We start from the raw sequence: 21,673 nt of genomic DNA, 5'->3' as shown, positions 1-21,673 counted from the left end.
GGAGCGGAAGGTGAGGAGGGGGTCATCCCGTGATCGCGCCCTCGGCGGCCGAGTGCACGAGCTTGGCGTACTTGGCGAGGACTCCGCGCGTGTAGCGCGGCGGGAGAGGTGCCCACCCCTCACGGCGGGCGGCGAGCTCGGCCTCGTCGACCAGTAGGTCGAGCGTGCGAGCGGCGATGTCGACGCGGATCCGGTCTCCATCGCGCACGAAGGCGACGGGACCTGCGTCCACCGCTTCGGGAGCCATGTGGCCGATGCACAGTCCGGTTGTGCCGCCTGAGAATCGACCGTCCGTCAAGAGTAGTACATCCTTGCCGAGGCCGGCGCCCTTGATGGCGCCCGTGATGGCCAGCATCTCGCGCATGCCGGGGCCGCCCTTGGGGCCCTCGTAGCGGATGACGACCACGTCGCCCGCGGAGATGCGGCCCTCGGTGAGCGCGTCCATCGCGGCGCGCTCTCGCTCGAAGACGCGGGCCGGGCCCTCGAACACCTCGAGGTCGAAGCCGGCGGTCTTGACGACCGCGCCCTCGGGGGCGAGCGAGCCGTGCAGGACGCTGATGCCGCCGGTCGCGTGGATGGGGTCGTCGATCTTCCGGATGACCGTGCCGTCGAGCTCCGCGAGGTCCATCGACTCGAGGTTCTCGCGCATGGTGCGGCCGGTGACCGTCATGACGTCGCCGTGGAGGAGGCCCGCGTCGAGCAGGGCCTTCATGACCACGGGGACGCCGCCGACGCGGTCGACGTCGTTCATGACGAAGCGGCCGAACGGCTTGAGGTCGCCGAGGTGCGGCACGCGGTCGGCGATGCGGTTGAAGTCGGAGAGCTGGAGGTCGACCTCGGCCTCGCGCGCGATGGCGAGGAGGTGGAGGACCGCGTTCGTGGATCCGCCGAACGCCATGACCACGGAGATGGCGTTCTCGAACGCCTCCTTGGTCATGATGTCGCGGGCGGTGATGCCCTTCGCGATGAGGTTGACGACGGCCTCGCCGGAGCGGTGGGCGAAGTAGTCGCGGCGACGGTCGGCGCTCGGCGGGGCCGCGGATCCCGGGAGGCTCATGCCGAGGGCCTCGGCGACGCTCGCCATGGTGTTCGCCGTGTACATGCCGCCGCAGGCGCCCTCGCCCGGGCAGATGGCCTTCTCGATGCGCGTCAGGTCCTCCTGGCTCATCGTGCCGGCCTTGCACGCGCCGACGGCCTCGAAGGCGTCGATGATCGTGACGTCCTTCTCGGTGCCGTCGGAGAGCTTCACCCAGCCGGGGGCGATGGACCCCGCGTAGAGGAAGACGGAGGAGAGGTCGAGGCGGGCCGCGGCCATGAGCATGCCGGGGAGCGACTTGTCGCAGCCGGCCAGGAGGACCGAGCCGTCGAGGCGCTCGGCCATCATGACCGTCTCGACGCTGTCGGCGATGACCTCGCGGGAGACGAGCGAGAAGTGCATGCCCTCGTGGCCCATGGAGATGCCGTCGCTGACGGAGATGGTGCCGAACTGGAGCGGGTAGCCGCCGCCCGCGTGCACGCCCTCCTTCGAGGCCTGCGCGAGGCGGTCGAGGCTGAGGTTGCAGGGGGTGATCTCGCTCCAGGAGCTGGCAACGCCGATCTGGGGCTTTACCCAGTCCTCGTCGCCCATCCCGACGGCGCGGAGCATGCCGCGGGCCGCGGTGGCCTCGATCCCGTCGGTGACGTCGCGGCTCCGGGGCTTCATGTCGATCTCTGGCATGGATCGAGTTTAGGTCCTCGGGCGGAGCAGTCCCGGCGCGTGGGGAGGGGCGCGCGGCCCGCGGCAGCGGGGATGCGCCCGCGTCAGCCGGCGCGCGGGGCGGGAGCGTCGTCGTCGGCGTCGGGCTCGACCCCGCCCGGCGGCGGATCGGCGACGAGCTGCTCGCCGTCGCGGTTGCCCGCTCCCCCGGCGACGTGGCCGGCCTCCTCCGCGGCGATGTTCTCGGCGGATCCGACCGGCAGCGTCGACGCGTCCACCTCGTCGGCCGCGCGGAGCTCCTCGTGGGCGCGGTCGATCGCCTCCTCCAGCTCGTCGACGAGGAGGTCCTCGCGCAGGAAGTGGCGGAGCCGGTAGCCCGCGCGGCCGACCATGTGCGCGGAGATCGGCGCCGTGAGCATCTGGAAGAGGAGGACGGGCACGAGCATCACGACCGCGCTGAGGCTCTGCGACTGGAGGGCGAGCGCCAGCAGCACGAGGATCACGCCGAGGATCTGCGGCTTGGTCGCCGCGTGCATGCGCGCGAGCGGATCCGGGAAGCGCAGGAGGCCGACGCCGGCGGCGACCGACAGCACGCCGCCGAGGATCAGGAGCGCGAGGCTCACGAGGTCGAGGGCGTCGGCGAGCGGGCCGGACTCGAGGATGCCGCTCACGACGGGTCCTGCTTCGAGACGTAGCGCGCCACCGCGACCGTGGCGAGGAACGCCGTCATCGCGAGCACGAGCATCACCGGGACCGTGCGGGTGTGGCCGTTGTGGATCATCTCGGCGCCCAGCACGCAGATGAGCGTCGTGAGCAGGACGTCGGACGCGATGATCCGGTCGAGGATGCTGGGCCCGCGGACGATGCGCACGAGCGCCATCGCGGCGGCCGAGAAGAACAGCGCGCCGACGACGACGTAGCCGACCTGCATGACGACGCTCATGAGAGCTCCTCCCCCGTGGTCGTGATGAGCCCCGCCTCGAGGTCCCGGTCGCGCACCAGCTCGTGCGCGCGCTGCCTCCTCGTCTGCAGCAGCGGCTCGCGGCCCGACTCGCGGCGCTCGCGGTTGACGCGCCAGATGTCGTCGGCCGTGCCGAGGGTGAAGACGATGCGGCTCTCGACGTCGAGCGTCGTGCGCCGCACGCGCTCCACGTCCTCGGGGGTCGGCGTGCCGAGCGCGTGCAGGTAGAGGATCGAGCGCTCGCGATCGGCCTCCACCACGATCGAGCCGGGGACGAGGGAGACGACCTCGGCCGTGAGCGTCATGACGAAGTCGCTGCGGGTGTGCAGGTGCACGGCGATGACCGAGTTCACGGGCACGCTCCGCCAGTCGAAGGCCTGCGCCGCGACCTGGAACGACGCGCGCACGAGGTCCACCGCGAAGTGCCCGAGCAGGATCGCCGCCCAGCGCACGTCGAAGCGGCCGGACAGCTCCACGGGCGGGAGGTAGAAGACGCGCGTCACGAGGAGCGCCAGGACGACGCCCGTGACCACGGAGATGACGGTGACGTGACCCCAGAGGAGGAGCCAGAGGATCACGAGCCAGACGAGGAGCGGCAGCTGCACCAGGAGGGTGAGCCGCTCGGCGCGGGCGCGGGCGCGGCGCGGGCTCATCGGACGCCTCCCGGGAACACGGTCTCGACGTAGCCCTGCTCGCCGGAGCCGACGCCGGACCCGGGGCCCGTGAGGCTCTCGCCCGCGCGCTCCGAGAGGGCGTAGACGGGACCCGCGAACACCGTCAGCGCGACGCTGACGACGACCATGCCGGCCGTCGCGCCCGTCATGAGCACGGGCGTCTTCCGCACGGTGGTCGTGGCCTCGCCGCCCGGGCGCTCGGAGAGCTGGTCGAGCAGGGGCGACTCGTAGTCCTCGACCTCCTCGGCGCCGCGCCAGAACGCCATGTTCCAGACGCGGGCGAGGGCGTACAGGGTGAGGAGGCTCGTGGCGGCGCCGGCGGCGATGACCGCGTAGGTGAGCCAGCCGCCCACCTCGGCGCCGGAGTCGAAGAGCGCCACCTTGCCGATGAAGCCCGAGAACGGCGGTATGCCGCCGAGGTTGAGCGCGGGGATGAAGAACAGGATCGCCATGACCGGCGCCGCCTTGAGCAGGCCGCCGAGCCGGTTGATCGACGTGCTGCCGCCCGTGCGCTCGATGAGCCCGGAGGCGAGGAACAGCGTCGTCTGCACGACGATGTGGTGGATCACGTAGTAGATGGTCGCCGTCATGCCGGCCACGGTGTTGAGCGCGATGCCGAAGATCATGTAGCCGATGTGGCTGACGAGCGTGAATGAGAGCAGCCGCTTGATGTCGGCCTGCGCGACCGCGCCGAGGATGCCGATCACCATGGTCAGCGCCGCGACCACCATGAGCGCCGTGGAGAGCTGGTCGGTCGGGAACATGACCGTCTCGGTGCGGAGGATCGCGTAGACGCCGACCTTGGTGAGGAGCCCGGCGAAGACCGCCGTGACGGGAGCCGGTGCCGTGGGGTAGGAGTCCGGCAGCCAGAACGACAGCGGGAAGACCGCCGCCTTGATGCCGAAGGCCACCAGCAGCATGATGTGCAGGATCAGCTGCACGTCCGGCGGGATCTCGTCGAGCCGAACCGAGATCTGCGCGATGTTCACCGTGCCGAGGGCGCCGTAGATCATGGCGATGGAGGCGAGGAACAGCATCGACGAGACGAGGCTCACGACGATGTACGTGACGCCCGCCCGGATGCGCGCCTCGGTGCCGCCGAGGGTGAGCAGCACGTAGCTCGCCACGAGCAGGATCTCGAAGCCGACGTAGAGGTTGAAGAGGTCGCCCGCGACGAAGGCGTTGAAGACGCCGGCCGCGAGGATCAGGTAGGTCGGGTTGAAGATCGACACGGGCGTCTCGCCGTCGCCGTCCTCGAGGCCCTGGCCGATCGAGAACATGAGGACCGCGAGCAGCACGATCGACGAGATCAGCAGCATGAGCGCCGACAGCCGGTCGACCACGAGCACGATGCCGAACGGCGCCGCCCACCCGCCGACCTCGACGGACTGGCCGCCCTGCTGGTCCACCAGCACGAGCAGCGCGCCGCTGATCGCGACCACGACGACGAGCGCGAGCACCGAGACGGCGACCTGCAGCCGGCGCTGGCGCGCGGCCACGAGGGCCGCGGCCGCGCCGAGGAGCGGCACGAGCACGACGAGCGGGATGAGGGTCTGGAAGATCGTCATCGTCCCTCCTCCCCCTTCTTCTCGGCGCGCCTCGTGCGGAAGTCGCGGTCGTCGTCGTCGTCGGCGGAGTCGTCGATGGCCTCCTCCAGGTCCGATCGGTTGCCGCGGAGCTTCCGGGCGGAGGCGATGGCGGCCTCGGCGTTGGTGCCGAACTCGGTGTCGTCGTCGTCGGGCACGGTGGGCTCCTCGCCGAGGCCCGTGCGGGGGCCGCGCATCGCGAGGTCGTCCTCGTCGTCCGTCACGACGTCGGCGTTCGCCAGGCGCCAGGAGCGGTAGATGAGCGCCATGAGGAAGGCCGAGACGCCGAAGGTGATGACGATGGCCGTGAGGATGAGCGCCTGCGGCAGCGGGTCGGCGTACTCCGACGGATCCACGTCGGGATCGTAGATGGGGGCGAGGCCGACCCGGCCCGACATGATGAGGATGAGGATGTTGGTCGCGTTGCCCACGAGCAGGAACCCGAGGAGCACGCGCGTCATGCTGCGCTCGAGCATGAGGTAGATGCCGGTCGCGTACAGCGAGGCCATGATCACGATGAGGGTGACGGAGACGCTCACACGCTCACCCCCTGCTCGGTCTCCATGCCGTCCGCTCCCTGCTCGACCGTCCGGTCGCTCTCCTCCTGGCGGTCGACCTCCGCGCCGAGGCTGCGGAGCACGTCGAGCGTGAGGCCGACGACGACGAGGTAGACGCCGACGTCGAAGAAGGTGCTGGTGACGAACTCGACGTGGCCGACGAACGGCACCTCGGTGTCGATCCAGGTGGAGGTGAGGGCGTCGGCGCCGAAGACCAGCGGGAGCGCGGCGGTGCCGACCGCGAAGACGAGGCCGGTGCCGAGCACGCGTCCGGCGTCGACGGGCGCGGCGGCGCCGAGCTCGTAGCGGCCGCCCGCGAGGTAGCGCGCCACGAGGGCCATGCCGGCGAGGAGCCCGCCCGCGAACCCGCCGCCCGGCAGGTTGTGGCCGGCGAACAGCAGGTAGACCGACACGACGATGAGGCTGTGGAACAGGAGCCGCACGACGACCTCGAGGAGGATCGACCGGTTCTGCGGGGCGAGCGTGCGGCCGGCGAGGAGCCAGGGGCTCCGCTCGGTGCGGCGCTGGTCCTTGATGGCCTTCGTGGCCTCCATCCGCGGGCCGTCGGCGCCGTGCTGGACCTCGAGGGGCGCGTCGGACGCCGGGTCGTGCCGGCCGGTGAGGCGCGCGATGAGGCCGCGGCGCGAGGGCGCGGTGAGGCGCGGGAGGGTGTCGGTGCGGCGGTTGAGGAAGATGAGGCTCGCGACGCCGGTGGCGGCCACGATGAGCACCGAGATCTCGCCCATCGTGTCCCAGCCGCGGAGGTCCACGAGCGTGACGTTGACGACGTTGCTGCCGTGACCCTGCTCGTAGGCCAGCTTCGGGAACTCCCGCGAGATGGGCGTCGCGACCCGCGCGCCGAGCGCGACGACGGCGACCGTCGACATGAGGGCCGCGACGGCGATGCCGATGGAGGCGCGCCAGATCGGGTGCACCGACCGGTTGCGCTCCCCCAGGCGCACGGGCAGGCGGCGGAGCACCAGCACGAAGGCGACGAGCGTGATCGTCTCGATGAGCACCTGCGTGAGCGCGAGGTCCGGGGCGCCGTGCAGCGCGAAGAGCGCGGCCATGCCGTAGCCCGTGACGCCCACGAGCACGACGGCCTGGAAGCGCTTCCCGGCGCGGGCGGCGGCGACGGCGGCCACGATCATCACGACGCCGATGACGGGCTGGGCCGGGTGGTCGAACGGCACCGCGGTGGAGGGCCAGGAGCGGTTGAGCGCGAGCGCGGATCCCACGGAGCCGATGAGCACGAGCAGGATCACGCCGAGGTAGAAGGGCAGCGAGCCGCGCTGCGTGGTGGCCGTGGTGCGCGCGGCGACCCGGTCGATGAGGCGCATCGAGGCCCAGTACATGCGGGCCGCGTCGATCCACGCCGGCACCCGCGACTGCAGCGCGAAGACGCCGTCGCGGAGGCGGAACATGGCGAGGCCCACGACGAGCGTGCCCGCGGAGATGAGGAGCGCCGGCTCGATGCCGTGCCAGAGCGCCAGGTGGTACGTGTGGTCGGGCTCGCCGGACGCGCCCGCGCTCACCGCCGGCAGCGTGTCGGCGTAGCCGGCGATCCAGCCGTCCACGGACGATGCGAGGAAGCCGAGCACGAGGCCCGCGACCGCGAGAACGGCGGGCGGCACGAGGAAGTCGAGGTGCTCGTGCACCGGCTGGACCTCGTCCACCCCGCGCTTCCGGGCGAACGCGCCCCAGAGGAAGCGGGCGCTGTACGCGACCGTGAGGCAGGAGCCGACCGAGACGCCGACGAGCGCGACCCAGCCGAGGCCGCCGCCGAGCTCCGCGTCGAGCAGCAGCGCGGAGAGCACGGCCTCCTTGGCGACGAAGCCGAGGAACGGCGGCAGGCCCGCCATCGAGGCGAGGGCGAGCGCGGTGATCACGGCGAGCACCGGCGCCTTGCGGCCGAGCCCGCTGATCTTGCGGAGGTCGCGCGTGCCGGCCCGGTGGTCCACCACGCCCACGACGAGGAAGAGCGTCGCCTTGAAGAGCGCGTGCGCGAGGAGGAGGGCGACTCCCGCGAGGGCCGCGTCGCGCGTGCCGTAGCCGACCACCACGGTGAGGAAGCCGAGCTGGCTCACGGTGCCGTAGGCGAGGACGAGCTTGAGGTCCATCTGCTTGAGGGCCCGCCAGCCGCCGACGAGCATCGTCGCGACGCCCAGGGAGACGAGCAGCACGCGCCAGCCGGGCACGTCCGCGTAGCCGGGGGCGAGCCGGGCGACGAGGTAGATGCCCGCCTTCACCATGGCGGCCGCGTGCAGGTAGGCGCTCACCGGGGTGGGCGCGGCCATCGCGGCGGGCAGCCAGAAGTGGAACGGCACGAGCGCCGACTTGGAGAGGGCGCCGAGGAGGATGAGGACGACGGCCACCGGGATGAGCGGGCCGCCGGGCGGGTCGGCCACGAGCTGCGCGAGGCTCGTGGTGCCGCCCGCGACCGAGAGGATCACGAGGCCGACGAGCATCGCGAGCCCGCCCGCCGTCGTCACGAGGAGCGCCTGCAGCGCGGCGCCGCGGCTCGCCTTCTTGCCCGTGTAGTGGCCGATGAGGAGGTACGAGAGGACGCTCGTCGCCTCCCAGAACGTGAAGAGCACGAACACGTCGTCGGCGAGGACGAGGCCGTACATCACCCCGGCGAAGGCGAGCAGCAGGCCCGCGAAGCGGCCGAGGCCCTCCTCGTCCGAGCGGAAGTAGCGCGCGCAGTAGAGGAGGACGAGCGATCCCACCCCCGTGACCACGAGCGACAGGAGCCAGGACAGCGCGTCCATCCGCATGTCGAGCACGATGCCGAGCGACGGGATCCACTCGAGCCGCTCGACGACCTCGCCGTCCGGCAGCACGGCGGGCGCCTGCGCGACCGTGAAGGCGAACGCGGCCGCGGGCACGAGGGCGGCGACGAGGAAGGCGCGCACGCCGGCGATCCGGCCCAGCAGCGGGACGAGGATCGACGCGATCAGGAACGCCGAGAGGAGGACGAGCAACTGCGGTCTCCTCTCGCGAGTCGGCTATTTCCCCAGTCTACCTGGGCCCTGCCTGGGAGACCGGGGCGGATCGACCCGAGCGGTCAGTCGGGGCGGACGGCCGGCTCCCCGCGCAGGTCCGCGAGCACCTGCAGCACGCGCGCCACGTCGTGCGGGCCGTCGACGCGGAAGTCGGCGGCGGTCGCGCCGGAGCCGCTCTTCAGACCCAGGTCGCCGGCGCGGAGGGCGGCGAACGCGTCCTCGTCGGTGACGTCGTCGCCCGCGTAGAGCACGGCGTCGGCGTCGGCGTAGCGGCGGAGGTGCTCGACGGCCTCCCCCTTCGTGGCCTGGCGGATGCTGAACTCGAGCACGTCCTTGCCGGAGCGCACCTTGAGGCCGTCGACCTCGGCCTGCGCCTCCTGGGTGGCGACGAGGTGCGCGATGCGGCTGTGCTTCTCGGTGGCGAGGCGCGTGTGCAGGGCGAAGCCCGCGGGCTTCTCCTCGATCCACACCTCGTCGAGCGAGTCGGCGACCTGGCCGAGCACGTCGGAGAGCACGCCGCGCTGCTCCAGCTCGCCCTCGTCGAGCACGAGCTCGATGTCGTCGCTGTCGAGGCGGATCTCCACGCCGTGGGACCCGACGAGGAGCACCTCGTCCGGCAGGTCGGCCACAGCCTCGAGGCTGCGCAGCGCGCGTCCCGAGACGAGCGCGACGCGCGTGTCCGGCAGCGCCAGCAGCGCGAGCACGGCCGCGCGGGCCTCGGGCACCGCGCGCGCCTTCTCGGGGTCGTCGACCTCGGGGGCGAGCGTGCCGTCGAAGTCGAGCGCGACGAGCAGGCGCCGCGTGCGCGCGAGCTCGGTGAGCGCCTCGAAGAGCCGGCCCGGGAAGCCGCGGCCGCCCTTCGCCTGGATGTCGGTGGTCAGCTCGGCCACGCGGTCTACCAGCCCTCGTCCATGAGCGGCTCGACGACCTCTTCGTCGGGCCCCTCGTGGATCGCGGCGGCGTGCGTGCGCCCGAGGTCGGCGAGGAAGGAGCTCGACCACGCGGCGACGTCGTTCTCGAAGACGCGCTTGCGGAGCGAACGCATGCGCTTGCGCTGCTCGGCCTTGGGCATCTCGATGGCGCGGAGGATCGCCTCCTTGAGGCCCTCGATGTCGTGCGGGTTCACGAGGAGCGCGGCCTTCAGCTCGTCCGCGGCGCCTGCGAACTCGCTCAGCACGAGCACGCCCTCGTTGGAGTGCTTGGTCGCCACGTACTCCTTGGCGACGAGGTTCATCCCGTCGCGGAGGGCGGTGACGAGCATCACGTCGGCGGCGAGGCAGAGCGCCACCATCTCCTCGCGCGGGTAGCCGTGGTGCAGGTAGCTGATGGCGGTGTGGCTGATAGAGCCGTAGTCGCCGTTGATGCGGCCGACCGTGAGCTCGATCTCGTCGCGCAGCTGCCGGTACGTCTCCACGCGCTCGCGGCTGGGGCTCGCGACCTGGACGAGCGTGGCGTCCTCCACCGTCACGCGCCCCTCGGCGAGCAGCTCGCCGAAGGCCTTCAGGCGGTGGCCGATGCCCTTCGTGTAGTCGAGCCGGTCGACGCCCAGGAGGATCGTCCTCGGGTCGCCCAGGTCGGCGCGGATCTGACGGGCGCGCTCCTGGATGGCCGGGTCCTTGGCCATCTCCTCGTAGCTGCGCGCGTCGATGGAGATCGGGTAGTGCTTCGCCACGACCTGGCGCGTGCGGAGCTCGCGGACGGGCTTCGACGGCTTGGTGCCGGGGACGGTGAGCGGGATGCCGCCGCGTACGGGCACGTCCACGGTGGATCCCCGGGTCGTGTACCCGAACAGCCGCCGGACCGCGCGCGTGAAGTTGCCCGCGTCGGCGACGCGCTGGAAGCCGATGACGTCGGCGCCGAGGAGCCCCTCGATGATCTGCGTGCGCCACGGCAGCTGCGAGTAGATGCCGTAGGGCGGGAACGGGATGTGGTTGAAGAATCCGATGGTGAGGTCGGGCCGCTGCTCGCGGAGCATCTTCGGCACGAGCTGCAGCTGGTAGTCCTGCACCCACACGGTGGCGCCCGGCGCGGCGGCCCTCGCCGCGGCGTCGGCGAAGCGCTGGTTGACCTTCACGTACGTGTCCCACCACTCGCGGTGGTAGCTCGGCTGGGCGATGACGTCGTGGTAGAGCGGCCAGAGGGTGTCGTTGGAGAAGCCCTCGTAGTACTCGGCGAGGTCCTGCTCGGAGAGCGTGACGGGGATGATCGAGATGCCCGCGTCGACGAACGGCTCCACGTCGTGGTCGGCGATGCCCGGCCAGCCGACCCACGCGCCCTCGTTGGCGCGCATGACGGGCTCGAGGGCCGTGACGAGGCCGCCGGGCGAGTGCCGCCAGGAGGTCGTCCCGTCGGCGGCGACGACGCGGTCGACGGGGAGGCGGTTGGAGACGACCACGAGGTCGTACGCGCCGGGCTCGACCTCGGGGGCGTCGGCCTGGTCGGCGTCGGCCGCGGGCCCGCCCGTCGGCGTCGGCTCGGTCGCGGAGGGCGTGGATGAGGGTGGCGGAGTCACGGTTCCCGTCTCGTTCGCGCAGAGGTCTGTCGTGCCTGCTCGGTGGGTCCGAGGCTACCAGTGCGCCCGCCCGGCGACCGGGTCGGGTCCGCCCGTGACGGCGGCAGCAGGGCGCCCTCCCCTACATCCGGAGCACCGCCCGCGCGGCGTCGTGCAGGGCGTCGCCGTAGGAGGGGCCGTGCGACGCGGCGTGCACGGCGAGCGGGTGGAGCTGGTGCAGCGGGACGCGCACGCGCCAGCCCGCGACGAGGGATCCGCCGTCCGCGTAGGCGCCGAGGACGTCGTCGAGCCCGGGGCAGCCGAACAGGGCGAGCATGGCGAGGTCGGTCTCGCGGTGGCCGCCGTGCGCCGCCGGGTCGATGAGGACGGTGCCCTCCGCGGTCCACTGCACGTTGCCGGACCAGAGGTCGCCGTGGATCCTGGCCGCCGGCCGCCCGTCGTCGAACCGGCCGTCGGCGGCGGCGGCGCACGCCCGCTCGACGTCGGCCGCCTGCGTCGCCGTGACGTGGCCCGCGTCGACGGCCCGGCGGAGGTACGGGAGCACGCGCTCACGGGCGTACCACGCGCCCCATCCGCCGCCGCCCGCCCCGTCGCGACGCACGGACAGCCCCTGCCGCCCGATGAAGGCGGGCCCGTCGTGGCCGGGTGGCGGCGCACCGAACCCGGGCGCCCCGGCGCCGTGGGTGATCGCGAGCGCCGACCCGAACGCGCGCGCCGCCGCCCGGGTCGGCCGCGCCGGACGGAGCCGCTCGAGGTCGATCCGGCCGGACCGCACGTCGCGCACGCGCACGACGCGCGCTCCCCCGTCGGCCTCCGCCTCGGCGAGCCACCGGAGCCCGGCCGCCTCCGCCTCGAAGAACCCGGCCGGCGCGTCGGCCCGCTCCTTGCGGTACGTCCCGCCGTCCTGCCCGTCGTGCCCGTCCGTCGCCGCCGCCATGCCGTCCCTCCCGTTGCGGGCGGCGCGCTGTCCGCCCGGATCTCCCGTCCAGCCTGCCCGCCCCGCCTGTCCCCGTCGCGCACCCGACACGCGCCGGACCCCCCGCGTACCCCGGGCGCACAGCGTCGCCGGGTATGGTCGCCGACGTGATCCGTGTCGGAATGAGCACGACCTGCGTGTACCCCCAGCCCGTCGAGAACGCCTTCGTCATGGCGAAGCGCGCGGGCTTCGACGGGGTGGAGATCATGGTGACGAACGACGAGGTCACCCAGGACGCCGCGGCCCTCCGTGCGCTGTCGGAGAAGCACGCGCTGCCGATCCTCTCCATCCACGCGCCCGTCCTCCTGCTCACGCACTTCGTGTGGGGCCGGGACCCGAAGGTGAAGCTGGAGAGGTCCGCGGAGCTCGCCCGCGCGGTCGGCGCCCCGGCCGTCGTGGTGCACCCGCCGTTCCGCTGGCAGGCCGGCTACGCCGAGTCCTTCCTCGACATCGTGCGCGCCACGCAGGAGCGCACCGGCGTCGAGATCGCCGTCGAGAACATGTTCCCGTGGCAGGTCGCCGGCCGCAGCATGAAGGCGTACGCGCCCGGCTGGGATCCCACCGTCATGGACTGCGACGCCACCACACTCGACTTCTCGCACGCGTCGCTCTCCGGGCAGGACGCGCTCGAGATGGCCAAGGCCCTCGGCCCGCGCCTGCGCCACGTGCACCTGTGCGACGGATCCGGCTCGCAGGACGACGGCCGCATCTTCGACGAGCACCTCCTCCCCGGCCGCGGCACGCAGCCCGTCGCGGAGACGCTGCGCTGGCTCGCCGAGCAGGGCTGGCAGGGCGGCGTCGTCGCCGAGGTCAACACCCGCAAGGCCAAGGACGAGGAGCAGCGGCTCGCCATGCTCGTCGAGACGCGCGAGTTCGCGCAGCGGCAGCTGCGCCTCGACACGGCGCCCGAGACCACGCCCGTCGCACCGCCCACGCTGTCCGGGTACCAGCGGCTCCGCACCGCGCTCCGCCGCGACCGCTGATCCGGCCCGCGCGCCGCTCCCCCGCCACCGGTCCCGATGCCGCGGGGCGCGACCGACGCGCCCGAGCCGACCGCCCGGGAAGCCCGTCCAGGTGCGCTCGGTTGGATGGGGCAGGGGAACGCCCCCGCACATGAGCGACGTCGCGCGGCCTCCCGCCGGCCCGGCGTCAGGACCGGAGACACCATGAGCACCACCGTGCACCTCGAGATCCAGGTCGACGAGACGCGCCTCGGCGACGTCGCCGACGTCCTCGCCGAGACCCTGCAGGCCACGCGCGCCTTCGCCGGCAACGAGGGCCTCGAGGTCCTCGTCGACGACGCCGACCCCGCCCGCATGATCGTGGTCGAGCAGTGGGCCTCGACCGCCGACCACGACGCCTACGTCGCCTGGCGCGCCACCCCCGAGGGCGCCGCGCGCCTCGGCGAGGTGCTCGCCGCCCCGCCCGTGACCCGCGTGTTCAGCGGGCGCATCGCGCTGGCGCTCTAGCCCGCGCCGCGATCACGACGACGGCCGCCCGGATCACCGGGCGGCCGTCGTCGTGCCGCGGGCGTGCCGCGTGATCCGCGTCAGCGCCCGCTGAGGTCGTACGGCCGCTGGTGCTGGTCCACGGTGGCGAGGTAGCCGCCGTCCGCCAGGGCCGACGGCACGGCGATCGTGCCGCGGACCGCCACCGTCGTGCCGCGCACGTCGATCTCCAGCACGGATCCCGTGCCCGCCCGCGAGAGGAACAGCTCCGACCCGTCCGCGGACGCCGCGAGGAAGCGCGCCGCGGATCCCGTGCCCGTCGCCTGCCCGAGCCCCGGGAGCCGCACGCGCGTCACGGCCCCGTCGTAGAGGCCGTCGGCACCGCGGGCGACGAGGTCGAGCGTGTCGACGCCATCCGCGGTCACCACCGCGGCGGCGTAGGACGGCGCGACGACCGCCCGCGTCGGCGTCCCCGCGCCGAGGGCGACGCTCGCGATGCCCGCGCCGCGCATCGACGACGAGGTCAGCACGGCCGGGTCGCCCGCCGTGGCGCCCGCCTGCGCGCCCACGGCGGTCGCGCCGTCGGGTGCCATGCGCGGTCGGTAGCTCTGCTGCGCGCGCTCCGGGTAGGGGCGCGTGGTCGCCGGGCCGAAGCCGTCACGGGTCAGCGGCACCGTCTCGACGCCGTCGTGCAGGGTCGAGCCGACGACCGTGCCGCGGGCGTCGGCGATCGGCCCGTGCGGGTACGCGCCGAGCGGCGTCGAGGCGACCGGTGCCGGGTGCGCGTCTCCCCGGAGGATGGCGGCGGCGTCGTAGGCGTCGAGGTGCCCGCCCGCGCTCACGACGAGGCGCAGCGGGGATCCCACGAGGAACGTCTCCATCTCCTCGGTGCCGCGCTCGCCCGTGGTCGCGAGGGTGACCTCGCTCGTGCGGATGGATGCGGTGCTCGCGCGGCCCGTGCGGGTGTCGACGAGCGTGACCTGCTGCGTGGTGGATCCGTCCAGGTCCGACCCGACCGCCACGTAGCGGTGGCCGGCGTCGTCCGAGATCCAGCCCGCACGGGTCCACGTGCCGGCGGTCGACGGGATCGGCGTGGCCGACGCGAGGCGCGGGATGCCTGAGGAGGACACGTCGACCACGTCGAGCCGGGGGCCGCCCTCGTCGACGAAGGCGATGCGGCCGTGGCCGAGCTGCACGACGCCGGCGTGCGCGCCCAGCGTCGCGCCGGGCAGGGAGCCGGTGGCGCGGCCGGTCGCCGAGTCGACGATCGAGACGGCGTGCGCGGCCGGATCGGCGACGAGCAGCCAGGAGGCGCGGCCGGCGGCGGACGCGGAGGCGGGCGGGGCGGCGACGGATCCGACGCCGCCGGCGAGCAGGCCGACGACCACGAGGCCGACGCCGAGGAGGGAGGGGGTGCGCATGGGCGCCTTCCTTGTCGAGAATGGTTCTCACAAGATAGGCGATCCGGCGGACGCGCGCTCGCGAGGGTCCACGACGACGGATGCCGGGCGCCCCGTGGGGCGCCCGGCATCGGATCGTGCGGCCGGCGTCAGACGGCGACGGCCGCCGACGCCGGGGCGCTCCCCGGCAGGAGGCCGAGGCTCCGGGCCCGGCGCGACCGGCGCGTCACGAGGTAGGAGACGGCGAGGCTCAGCAGCAGGAACACCGCCAGCGTGCCCGCGGATCCCCACGCCACCGCGGGCGCTCCCCCGGCGATGATCGCCTGCATGCCCGACGCCGCGTAGGTCAGCGGCAGGAAGGGGCTGATCGCCTGGAACGGCTCCGCGACGAGCTGCAGCGGGATGACACCGCCCATCGCCGCCGCCTGCACGGCCAGCAGGATGAGCGAGACGACCATGCCGGTGCGGCCGAGCGCCTGGCGGAGGAGGTAGTGGATCGCCGTGAAGGCCGCCGCCGTGACCGCCGCGAACCCGAGGGTCGCGGGCAGCAGCGCGAGCGACAGGCCGAGCGCCGCGTGCACGAGCGCCACGAGCAGCACGACCTGCGCCAGGGCGATGAGCGCGGCGCGGGCGAGCACGCGCCCCATCACGCGGCCGGTCGCGGCCGACGACGCGAGCACGCGGCGCGCGGCCGGCCGCAGCACGAGGAAGGTCGCGAAGGCGCCGAGCCAGAGGCCGATCGGCACGAAGATCGCCGCGATCGCGTCGCCCGGGCTGCCGATCTCGTTCTCGCGCTCGACGGTGAGGCCCACCGGATCCGCGACGACGCCCGAGGCGGAGGACGCCTGGTCGGCGTCGAGCGACGGGATCTGCTCGGCGCCCTGCGTGAGCCCCTGGCCGAGCTCGGTGGCGCCCGACGAGAGCGAGGTGGCGCCGGTCGCGAGGTCGCCCGCGCCCGTGGCCGCGGAGGTCGTGCCCGCGCGGAGCTGGCCGAGGCCGTCGCTCAGCTGACGCGCCCCGGAGACGAGCGCGCCGCCGTTCGCCGCGAGCCGCGACGCGCCGGACGCGCTCTGGCCGATGCCCTGCTGCACGCCCTGGATCCCGGCGGCCGCCTGCGTCGCCAGCGTGCGCCCCTGCGCCGCGTACTGGTCGAGGCCCTGCTCGAGCGGCTGGAGCTGCGCGGCGAGCGGCGCCGTCTGCGGGCTGGCCTCCAGCTGCTGCCGGATGCCCGCGACCTGCTGCGCGATCTGCCCGGCGCCGCCCGCGTACTGCCCGACGCCGTCGGACACCTGCGAGAGGCCCGCGGCCCCCGACTGGAGCTGGTCGAGCCCCGAGGAGAGCTGCGAGACGCCGCCCGTGTACGTGCCGAGGCCGTCCGCGAGCTGGGACGCGCCGCGCTCGGACTGCCCGATGCCGTCGCCGAGCTGCGTGATCCCGTCGCCGAGCGTCGTCGCGCCCGAGGAGAGCTGCGTGGCGCCGTCCGCGAGCTGGTCGGCGCCCGAGCCGGCCTCGGTGAGCGAGCCCTTGAGGCCGTCGAAGGTCGTGTAGATCCCGGAGACGAACTGCGAGGTGATGGCGTTGCCGAACACGCTCGTCATGCCGACGCCGACCGCCTGCGTGGCCGCGCCGGTCAGGTAGCCGTGCGCGTCGTCGGTCCGCACGCTGATCTGCGCCCGCTGCGGCGCCTCCGAGGAGAGCGACACGATCGACCTCGAGAAGTCCTCGGGCACCGTGAGCACCGCGTAGACCTCGCCGTCGTCGAGCATCCGCTCGGCCTCGTCGGCGTTGGTGATGGTCCAGTCGAAGGCCTGGTTGTCGTCCGAGGTGAGCTGCGTGACGAGCAGGCGGCCGGCGAGCACCGGCGACTCGGTGCCGTCGGGCGCCGTCTGCTGCACCATCTCGTCCTGGTTGACGATCGCGGCGGGCACGCGCTCGACGCCCTGCGTGACGTCGGAGAGCGAGCCGATGAAGAGGCCGGCGACCGCGAGGGGCACGATCGCGACGAGGGCGACGGCGAGGCGTCGGCGTGCGGAGCGGGTGGTCATCGGCGGGTCTCCTCGACGGTCGTGACGGGCTGGTCGGAGGCGGGGGCGACGGTGCCGTCGTCCGCGCCGAGCCGGAGGCGGACGGTGGGCCGCCCGGGGATGCCGTGGTCGTCGGGGAACCACGGCGCGCCGAGCAGCACGGTCGTGCTCTCGTGCACGAGCGCGGGCAGCGCGGCGAGGAACGCGCGCTCGGCGGCGGCGTCCGGGAAGGGATCCACCACGTCGAGCACGAGGACGGGCGCGCGACCCGAGGCCGCGACGGCGGTGAGGGCGATGGCGCGCTCGAGCGGGAGCAGGGACCCGACGGGGTCGTCGGCGCCGATGCGCCGGGCGCCCGCCGCGTCCGCCGCCTGGTCGATGCGCGCGAGCCACTCGGCCTGCCGGGCGCGGGCGCCGCGTCGGCGGCCCATCGGCTCGGACAGGGCGATGCGCTCGGCGAGGAGGTCGCCGACGGTGACCCCCGAGTCGACGCGGTCGACCCGGCCGAGGTCCGCCATGGCGGCGCTCGTGAGCACGCGGCCGGACTCGGACGCGAGCGGGTGGCCCGCGACCTGCGCGCGGCCGGAGACCGGCGCCAGCCGGGCCCCGAGCGTGGCGCCGAGGAGCCGGCGGTCGGCGACGTCGCCCTCGACGAGCACGAGGGATCCGGCCGGCGCGCTGAAGTCGACCGGCGCGAGCCGGCGGCCGGGCACGCCGACCACGAGGCGCTCGGCCGCGACGGCGGCGCCGGACGCGCGCGCCCAGTCCACGTCGTCCTGGTGCTCGCGGAGCCCCTCGCCCTCGATGTCGACGTCGGGGAGGATCCGGTCGAGCCAGCGCGGGATCCACCACGCGTGCTTCCCGAGGAGCGCCATGGCGGCGGGCACGAGCGTCATGCGCACGAGGAAGGCGTCGAAGAAGATGCCGACCGCGAGGCCGAGCGCGATGGTCTTGATGACGCCCGCGCCCTCCGGCACGAAGGCCGCGAAGACGAAGAACATGATGAGGGCGGCGGCCGTGACGACCCGGGCGGCACCCGAGAAGCCCGTGACGATGGCCCGCCTCGCGTCGCCGTGGTGCACGAAGTCCTCGCGCATGCCGGAGACGAGGAACACCTCGTAGTCCATGGCGAGCCCGAACAGGATGGCCATCAGCAGGATCGGCATGAAGCTGAGGATCGGACCCGGCGTCACCCCGAGGGCGTCGGCGAACAGGCCGTTCTGGAAGATCGCGACGACCGTCCCGAACGACACGACGACGCTCAGCAGGAACCCGACGGCGGCCTTGACCGGCACGAAGATCGAGCGGAACACGATCATCAGCAGGACGATCGAGAGGCCCACCACGACGACGCCGAACGGCACGAGCGCCTGGTCGAGCCGCTGCGAGATGTCGTTCTGCACGGCGGTCGTGCCGGTGACCGAGACGCGTGTGTCGTAACGGTCCTGGAGCCCGGGCGCGAGGTCGCGGATCGACTGCATGAGCGCCGTCGTCTCCGCCGACTCGGGCGCGCTGTCGGGCACGACCTGGATGATCGCGGTGTCGACCGACGGGTTCGGCGTGCCGGTGCCGACGAACGCCACGTCGTCGAGGCCGCGGATCTCGTCGCCGATCTCGCCCAGCACCCCGATCGGGTCGGTGGTCTGCGTGATGTCGACGAGCACGACGAGCGGCCCGTTGTGGCCGGGGCCGAAGGCGTCGGAGACGGTGTCGTACGCGACGCGGCTGGTGGATCCGGCGGGCTCGGTGGCGCCGCTCGGCAGCCCGAGCTGCAGCTGCGAGGCGGGCACGGCGAGGAGGCCCGCGATGCCGATGACGATGACCACGGGGATGATCGGCACCTTCGTGACGATCGCCACCCACCGGGCGCCGAGCGTGCGCTGCGTCCCCGCGGCCTGCGCGGTCGCGCGACGCGCGGCCCGCGAGCCCTCCTTCGGCCGGAGCCGCTCGCCCGCGAAGCCGAGCATCGCCGGCAGCAGCGTCGTCGCGACGCCCATCGCGAGCAGCACCGCGAACGCGGCGCCGAGGCCCATGACCGTGAGGAACGGGATCTGCACCACGAGGAGGCCCAGCAGCGCGATGATCACCGTCACGCCCGCGAAGATCACGGCGCTGCCGGCGGTGGCGACCGCGGTGGCCGCCGAGCGCTCGACGGGCATGCCGTTCGCGAGCTGCGTGCGGTGCCGCATGAGGATGAAGAGGGCGTAGTCGATGCCCACGGCCAGCCCGATCATCACGGCGAGCAGCGGCGACGCGCTCGACACGGTGACGAACCGCGCGGCGGCCAGCAGCGCGCCGGAGGAGGCGGCCACGCCGACCAGGGCGCCGATGAGCGGCAGCCCCGCCGCGAGCATCGACCCGAAGGTGATCACGAGCACGAGACCGGCGAAGAGCACGCCGAACGCCTCGGTCACCGTCACGCCGTAGTGGACGTCCTGGAACACCTGCCCGCCGAACGAGACCCGGAGCCCCGCGTCGGAGGCGGCCTGCGCGGACTCCTTCAGCGCGTCGAGCGTCGCCTCGGTCACCTGGTCGCTCTGCCCGGAGAACTGCACGGTCGTGATCGCCACGGTGCCGTCCTCGGAGACCGCGTCGGTGGCGTACTCGGAGAACGGCGAGAGCGCCGTCTCGACGCCCGGGACATCCGCCGCGGCCGTCGCGGTCGCCTCGATGGCGGCCTTGTCGGCGTCGTCGGTGACCTTCGCGCCCTCGGGCGCCTCGGTCACGATCTGCGCGCTGGCGCCCGCGGCCTGCGGGAACACGGCGGCGAGGCGGTCGATGGCCTCCTGCGACTCCGTGCCCGGGATCGCGAACGACTCCTCGGTCGCGCCGCCGAGCGCGAGCCCGCCGCCGAGCAGGATGCCGAGGACGAGGATCCACGCGGCGACGACGCGCCACGGGTGCAGGAACGAGGTCCGGCCGAGCCGGTACAGAAGCGTGGCCATGGGCGGGTGGCTCTCCTTGCGTGGGGGATCGCGGGTGCGGGGATCAGGCGGTGCGGGAGCCGAGGGGGGCGAGGAGCTCCCCCACGACCACGACGAGAGCGGCCCTGATCTCGTCGTCGGGAAGCGGTTCGTTCGTCGACCAGTCGTCGCTCGCGGCGAGGATGTACGCCGCGCCGCCGAGCGCCACACCGAAGCGCAGCTGGTCGAGGGTGCTGTCGAGCGCGCCGGCGGTCTCGCCGAGCGTGCGCACGAGGTCGTTCGCGCGCTCGATCACGGCGAGGTGCCCGAGCGAGCGCCCCTGCGTGATGAACAGCGCCACCTCGTGCCGGTGCAGCAGGAGGAAGTCGATGAAGCGCTCGACGAACAGGCGCCGGGCGTCCGCGTCGCCGCGGATGGAGTCGGCGCGGTCGATGACCTCGGCGAGCGCATCGATCGTCGGCTCGAGCAGGGCGTCGAGCAGCGCCTCCTTGGAGGCGAAGTGGTACAGCACGCTCGACTTCGAGTACCCGGCCTCGTCCGCGATCTGCTGGAGCGAGGTCGCCTGGAATCCGTCGCGGGCGAAGCGGGCCGCCGCGATGGGTCGCAGCTCGTCGCCGGCGGAGGCGCGGGGGGTCCTGGTCACCCGTGGAGCCTACGCTGACCGAGCGGTCAGTACCTGACTGATCGGTCAGATCCTCGGGCGGTTGACAGGCAGGGCGCCAGCGGTCACCGCGTGAGCACGAAGGCGAGCATGGCGAGCCCGACGGTGAGCGGGGCCACCACGAGGCCGAGCAGCACGTAGCGCGACCACCGGATGTGCACGCCCATGCTCACCAGCCGCTCGTGCCAGAGCAGCGTCGCGAGCGAGGCCCACGGCGTGATGAGCGGGCCGGCGTTGACGCCCACGAGGATCGCGACGAGCCGCTCCGGCGAACCGGCCACCGGCTCGAGCGCCAGGTACGCGGGCAGGTTGTCGACCGCGTTGGCGCTCAGCGTCGCGACGCCGGCCAGGCGGAACAGCGAGGCGGCGTCCTGGCCCTGCCCGGAGACCGCGGCCATCACCGCGGTGAGCCCGAGGGACTGCGCCGCCTCCATCACGACGAAGAGCCCCGACGCGAACACCACGAGCTGCCACGGCAGGAGGCCCGGTCGGAGCGCGCTCGGGCGGCGCACGGCCGTGAGGACCGCGAGGACGACGGCCGCGGCGAGCGCGGGGATCCACACCTCGACCCCCGAGACGAGCGCCGGCACCAGCAGACCCACCACCACGGCGCTGCCCACGAGCAGGACCCGGTCGGTCCGCGCGGTCGGCTGCCCGACCTCGTAGCGCGTGAGGAGGTCCTTCCGGTGGATCACGAGGATCGCCAGCACGGGCACGGCGATGGCGACGAGCGCCGGCGCGACCGTGAGCGCCGCGAAGCCCGCCGGTCCGAGCCCGCCGAGCTCGTGCTCCGCGAGCAGGTTGGTGAGGTTCGAGACGGGGAGGAGCAGCGACGCCGTGTTCGCGAGCCAGACGGTGGTCAGCGCGAACGGCAGCGGCGGCAGCCCGCAGTGCCGCGCGAGCACGACCACCACGGGCGTGAGGAGCACCGCGGTCGTGTCGAGCGACAGGAAGATCGTGCAGAGGCACGCGAGCACGACGGTCGCGAGCCACAGCGCCCAGGTGCGGCCGCGGCCGAGGCCGGCCGCGCGCTCGGCGATCCAGGTGAAGAGGCCCGCCTCGCTCGCGAGCTCCGTGACCACCGTGATGGCCACGACGAAGAGGAGGATCGGCCAGACCCGCTCGGCGAGGACGCCGAGGGCGTCGAGCGGGAGGGCTCCGGTGGCCACGGCGACGGCGCCGACGACGAGGAGCACCACCCCGATGAGGGCTGTGCGCACGGGCGCCTCCTGTCTGATCCGCGATCACT

17 protein-coding genes are annotated in these 21,673 nt (G+C 73.6%); 2 read left to right on the top strand and 15 right to left on the bottom strand.

Annotated features, from left to right (window positions below):
• Positions 1-22: 22 nt before the first annotated feature.
• The 10 genes from ilvD to H9X71_RS05050 form a co-directional block, all read right to left on the bottom strand.
• Entirely contained in the window at positions 23-1,717 is a 1,695-nt protein-coding gene (gene ilvD, locus H9X71_RS05095) for a dihydroxy-acid dehydratase (protein WP_191148617.1), read from the bottom strand.
• An 83-nt stretch (positions 1,718-1,800) separates the two neighbouring features.
• Entirely contained in the window at positions 1,801-2,367 is a 567-nt protein-coding gene (gene mnhG / locus H9X71_RS05090) for a monovalent cation/H(+) antiporter subunit G (RefSeq protein ID WP_244961815.1), read from the bottom strand.
• Positions 2,364-2,639, bottom strand: a complete 276-nt coding sequence (locus H9X71_RS05085) for an MrpF/PhaF family protein (RefSeq protein ID WP_191148616.1) — start codon at positions 2,637-2,639, stop codon at positions 2,364-2,366. The genes mnhG and H9X71_RS05085 overlap by 4 nt, the downstream gene beginning before the upstream one ends.
• Positions 2,636-3,310 carry a Na+/H+ antiporter subunit E gene (locus H9X71_RS05080; protein ID WP_191148615.1) on the bottom strand — a complete coding sequence of 225 codons (675 nt, stop codon included), beginning with the start codon at positions 3,308-3,310 and terminating at the stop codon, positions 2,636-2,638. Before H9X71_RS05080 ends, H9X71_RS05085 begins: the two co-directional genes overlap by 4 nt.
• Positions 3,307-4,899, bottom strand: a complete 1,593-nt coding sequence (locus H9X71_RS05075) for a Na+/H+ antiporter subunit D (protein ID WP_191148614.1) — start codon at positions 4,897-4,899, stop codon at positions 3,307-3,309. Before H9X71_RS05075 ends, H9X71_RS05080 begins: the two co-directional genes overlap by 4 nt.
• Positions 4,896-5,456: a Na(+)/H(+) antiporter subunit C gene (locus H9X71_RS05070; protein ID WP_191148613.1), complete on the bottom strand. Its 561-nt coding sequence runs from the start codon at positions 5,454-5,456 to the stop codon at positions 4,896-4,898. Before H9X71_RS05070 ends, H9X71_RS05075 begins: the two co-directional genes overlap by 4 nt.
• Positions 5,453-8,458, bottom strand: a complete 3,006-nt coding sequence (locus H9X71_RS05065; protein ID WP_191148612.1) for a Na+/H+ antiporter subunit A — start codon at positions 8,456-8,458, stop codon at positions 5,453-5,455. Before H9X71_RS05065 ends, H9X71_RS05070 begins: the two co-directional genes overlap by 4 nt.
• 83 nt (positions 8,459-8,541) lie before the next feature.
• A complete protein-coding gene (gene otsB, locus H9X71_RS05060) occupies positions 8,542-9,369 on the bottom strand; it encodes a trehalose-phosphatase (protein WP_191148611.1) in 828 nt (275 codons plus the stop codon).
• A gap of 5 nt (positions 9,370-9,374) precedes the next feature.
• Positions 9,375-10,991: an alpha,alpha-trehalose-phosphate synthase (UDP-forming) gene (gene otsA, locus H9X71_RS05055; RefSeq protein ID WP_191148610.1), complete on the bottom strand. Its 1,617-nt coding sequence runs from the start codon at positions 10,989-10,991 to the stop codon at positions 9,375-9,377.
• Between the two features lie 121 nt (positions 10,992-11,112).
• Entirely contained in the window at positions 11,113-11,928 is an 816-nt protein-coding gene (locus tag H9X71_RS05050; protein WP_191148609.1) for a fructosamine kinase family protein, read from the bottom strand.
• Between the two features lie 146 nt (positions 11,929-12,074).
• Between H9X71_RS05050 and H9X71_RS05045 the strand changes: the two genes are divergently transcribed.
• Both H9X71_RS05045 and H9X71_RS05040 read left to right on the top strand, forming a co-directional pair.
• Entirely contained in the window at positions 12,075-12,950 is an 876-nt protein-coding gene (locus H9X71_RS05045) for a sugar phosphate isomerase/epimerase family protein (RefSeq protein ID WP_191148608.1), read from the top strand.
• 183 nt (positions 12,951-13,133) lie between these two features.
• Positions 13,134-13,436, top strand: a complete 303-nt coding sequence (locus tag H9X71_RS05040; RefSeq protein WP_191148607.1) for a putative quinol monooxygenase — start codon at positions 13,134-13,136, stop codon at positions 13,434-13,436.
• Between the two features lie 80 nt (positions 13,437-13,516).
• On the opposite strand, the gene H9X71_RS05035 is transcribed toward H9X71_RS05040, so the two are convergent.
• The 5 genes from H9X71_RS05035 to H9X71_RS05015 form a co-directional block, all read right to left on the bottom strand.
• Positions 13,517-14,836: a hypothetical protein gene (locus tag H9X71_RS05035; RefSeq protein ID WP_191148606.1), complete on the bottom strand. Its 1,320-nt coding sequence runs from the start codon at positions 14,834-14,836 to the stop codon at positions 13,517-13,519.
• A gap of 128 nt (positions 14,837-14,964) precedes the next feature.
• On the bottom strand, positions 14,965-16,860 hold the full coding sequence (locus tag H9X71_RS05030) for a YhgE/Pip domain-containing protein (RefSeq protein WP_191148605.1): 1,896 nt from the start codon (positions 16,858-16,860) through the stop codon (positions 14,965-14,967).
• The gene (locus H9X71_RS05025; protein WP_191148604.1) at positions 16,857-19,784 is read right to left on the bottom strand and encodes an MMPL family transporter; all 2,928 of its coding nucleotides are present in this window, start codon (positions 19,782-19,784) and stop codon (positions 16,857-16,859) included. The genes H9X71_RS05030 and H9X71_RS05025 overlap by 4 nt, the downstream gene beginning before the upstream one ends.
• 43 nt (positions 19,785-19,827) lie before the next feature.
• Positions 19,828-20,406, bottom strand: coding sequence for a TetR/AcrR family transcriptional regulator (locus H9X71_RS05020; protein ID WP_191148603.1), 579 nt, complete (start codon positions 20,404-20,406; stop codon positions 19,828-19,830).
• An 83-nt stretch (positions 20,407-20,489) separates the two neighbouring features.
• Positions 20,490-21,644: an SLC13 family permease gene (locus H9X71_RS05015; protein WP_191148602.1), complete on the bottom strand. Its 1,155-nt coding sequence runs from the start codon at positions 21,642-21,644 to the stop codon at positions 20,490-20,492.
• Positions 21,645-21,673: the final 29 nt, after the last annotated feature.

This window comes from Clavibacter zhangzhiyongii (assembly GCF_014775655.1).
Lineage (GTDB): Bacteria > Actinomycetota > Actinomycetes > Actinomycetales > Microbacteriaceae > Clavibacter > Clavibacter zhangzhiyongii.
The sequence above is the reverse complement of the archived record's forward strand: the minus strand, read 5'-3'. Positions and strand labels throughout refer to the sequence as shown.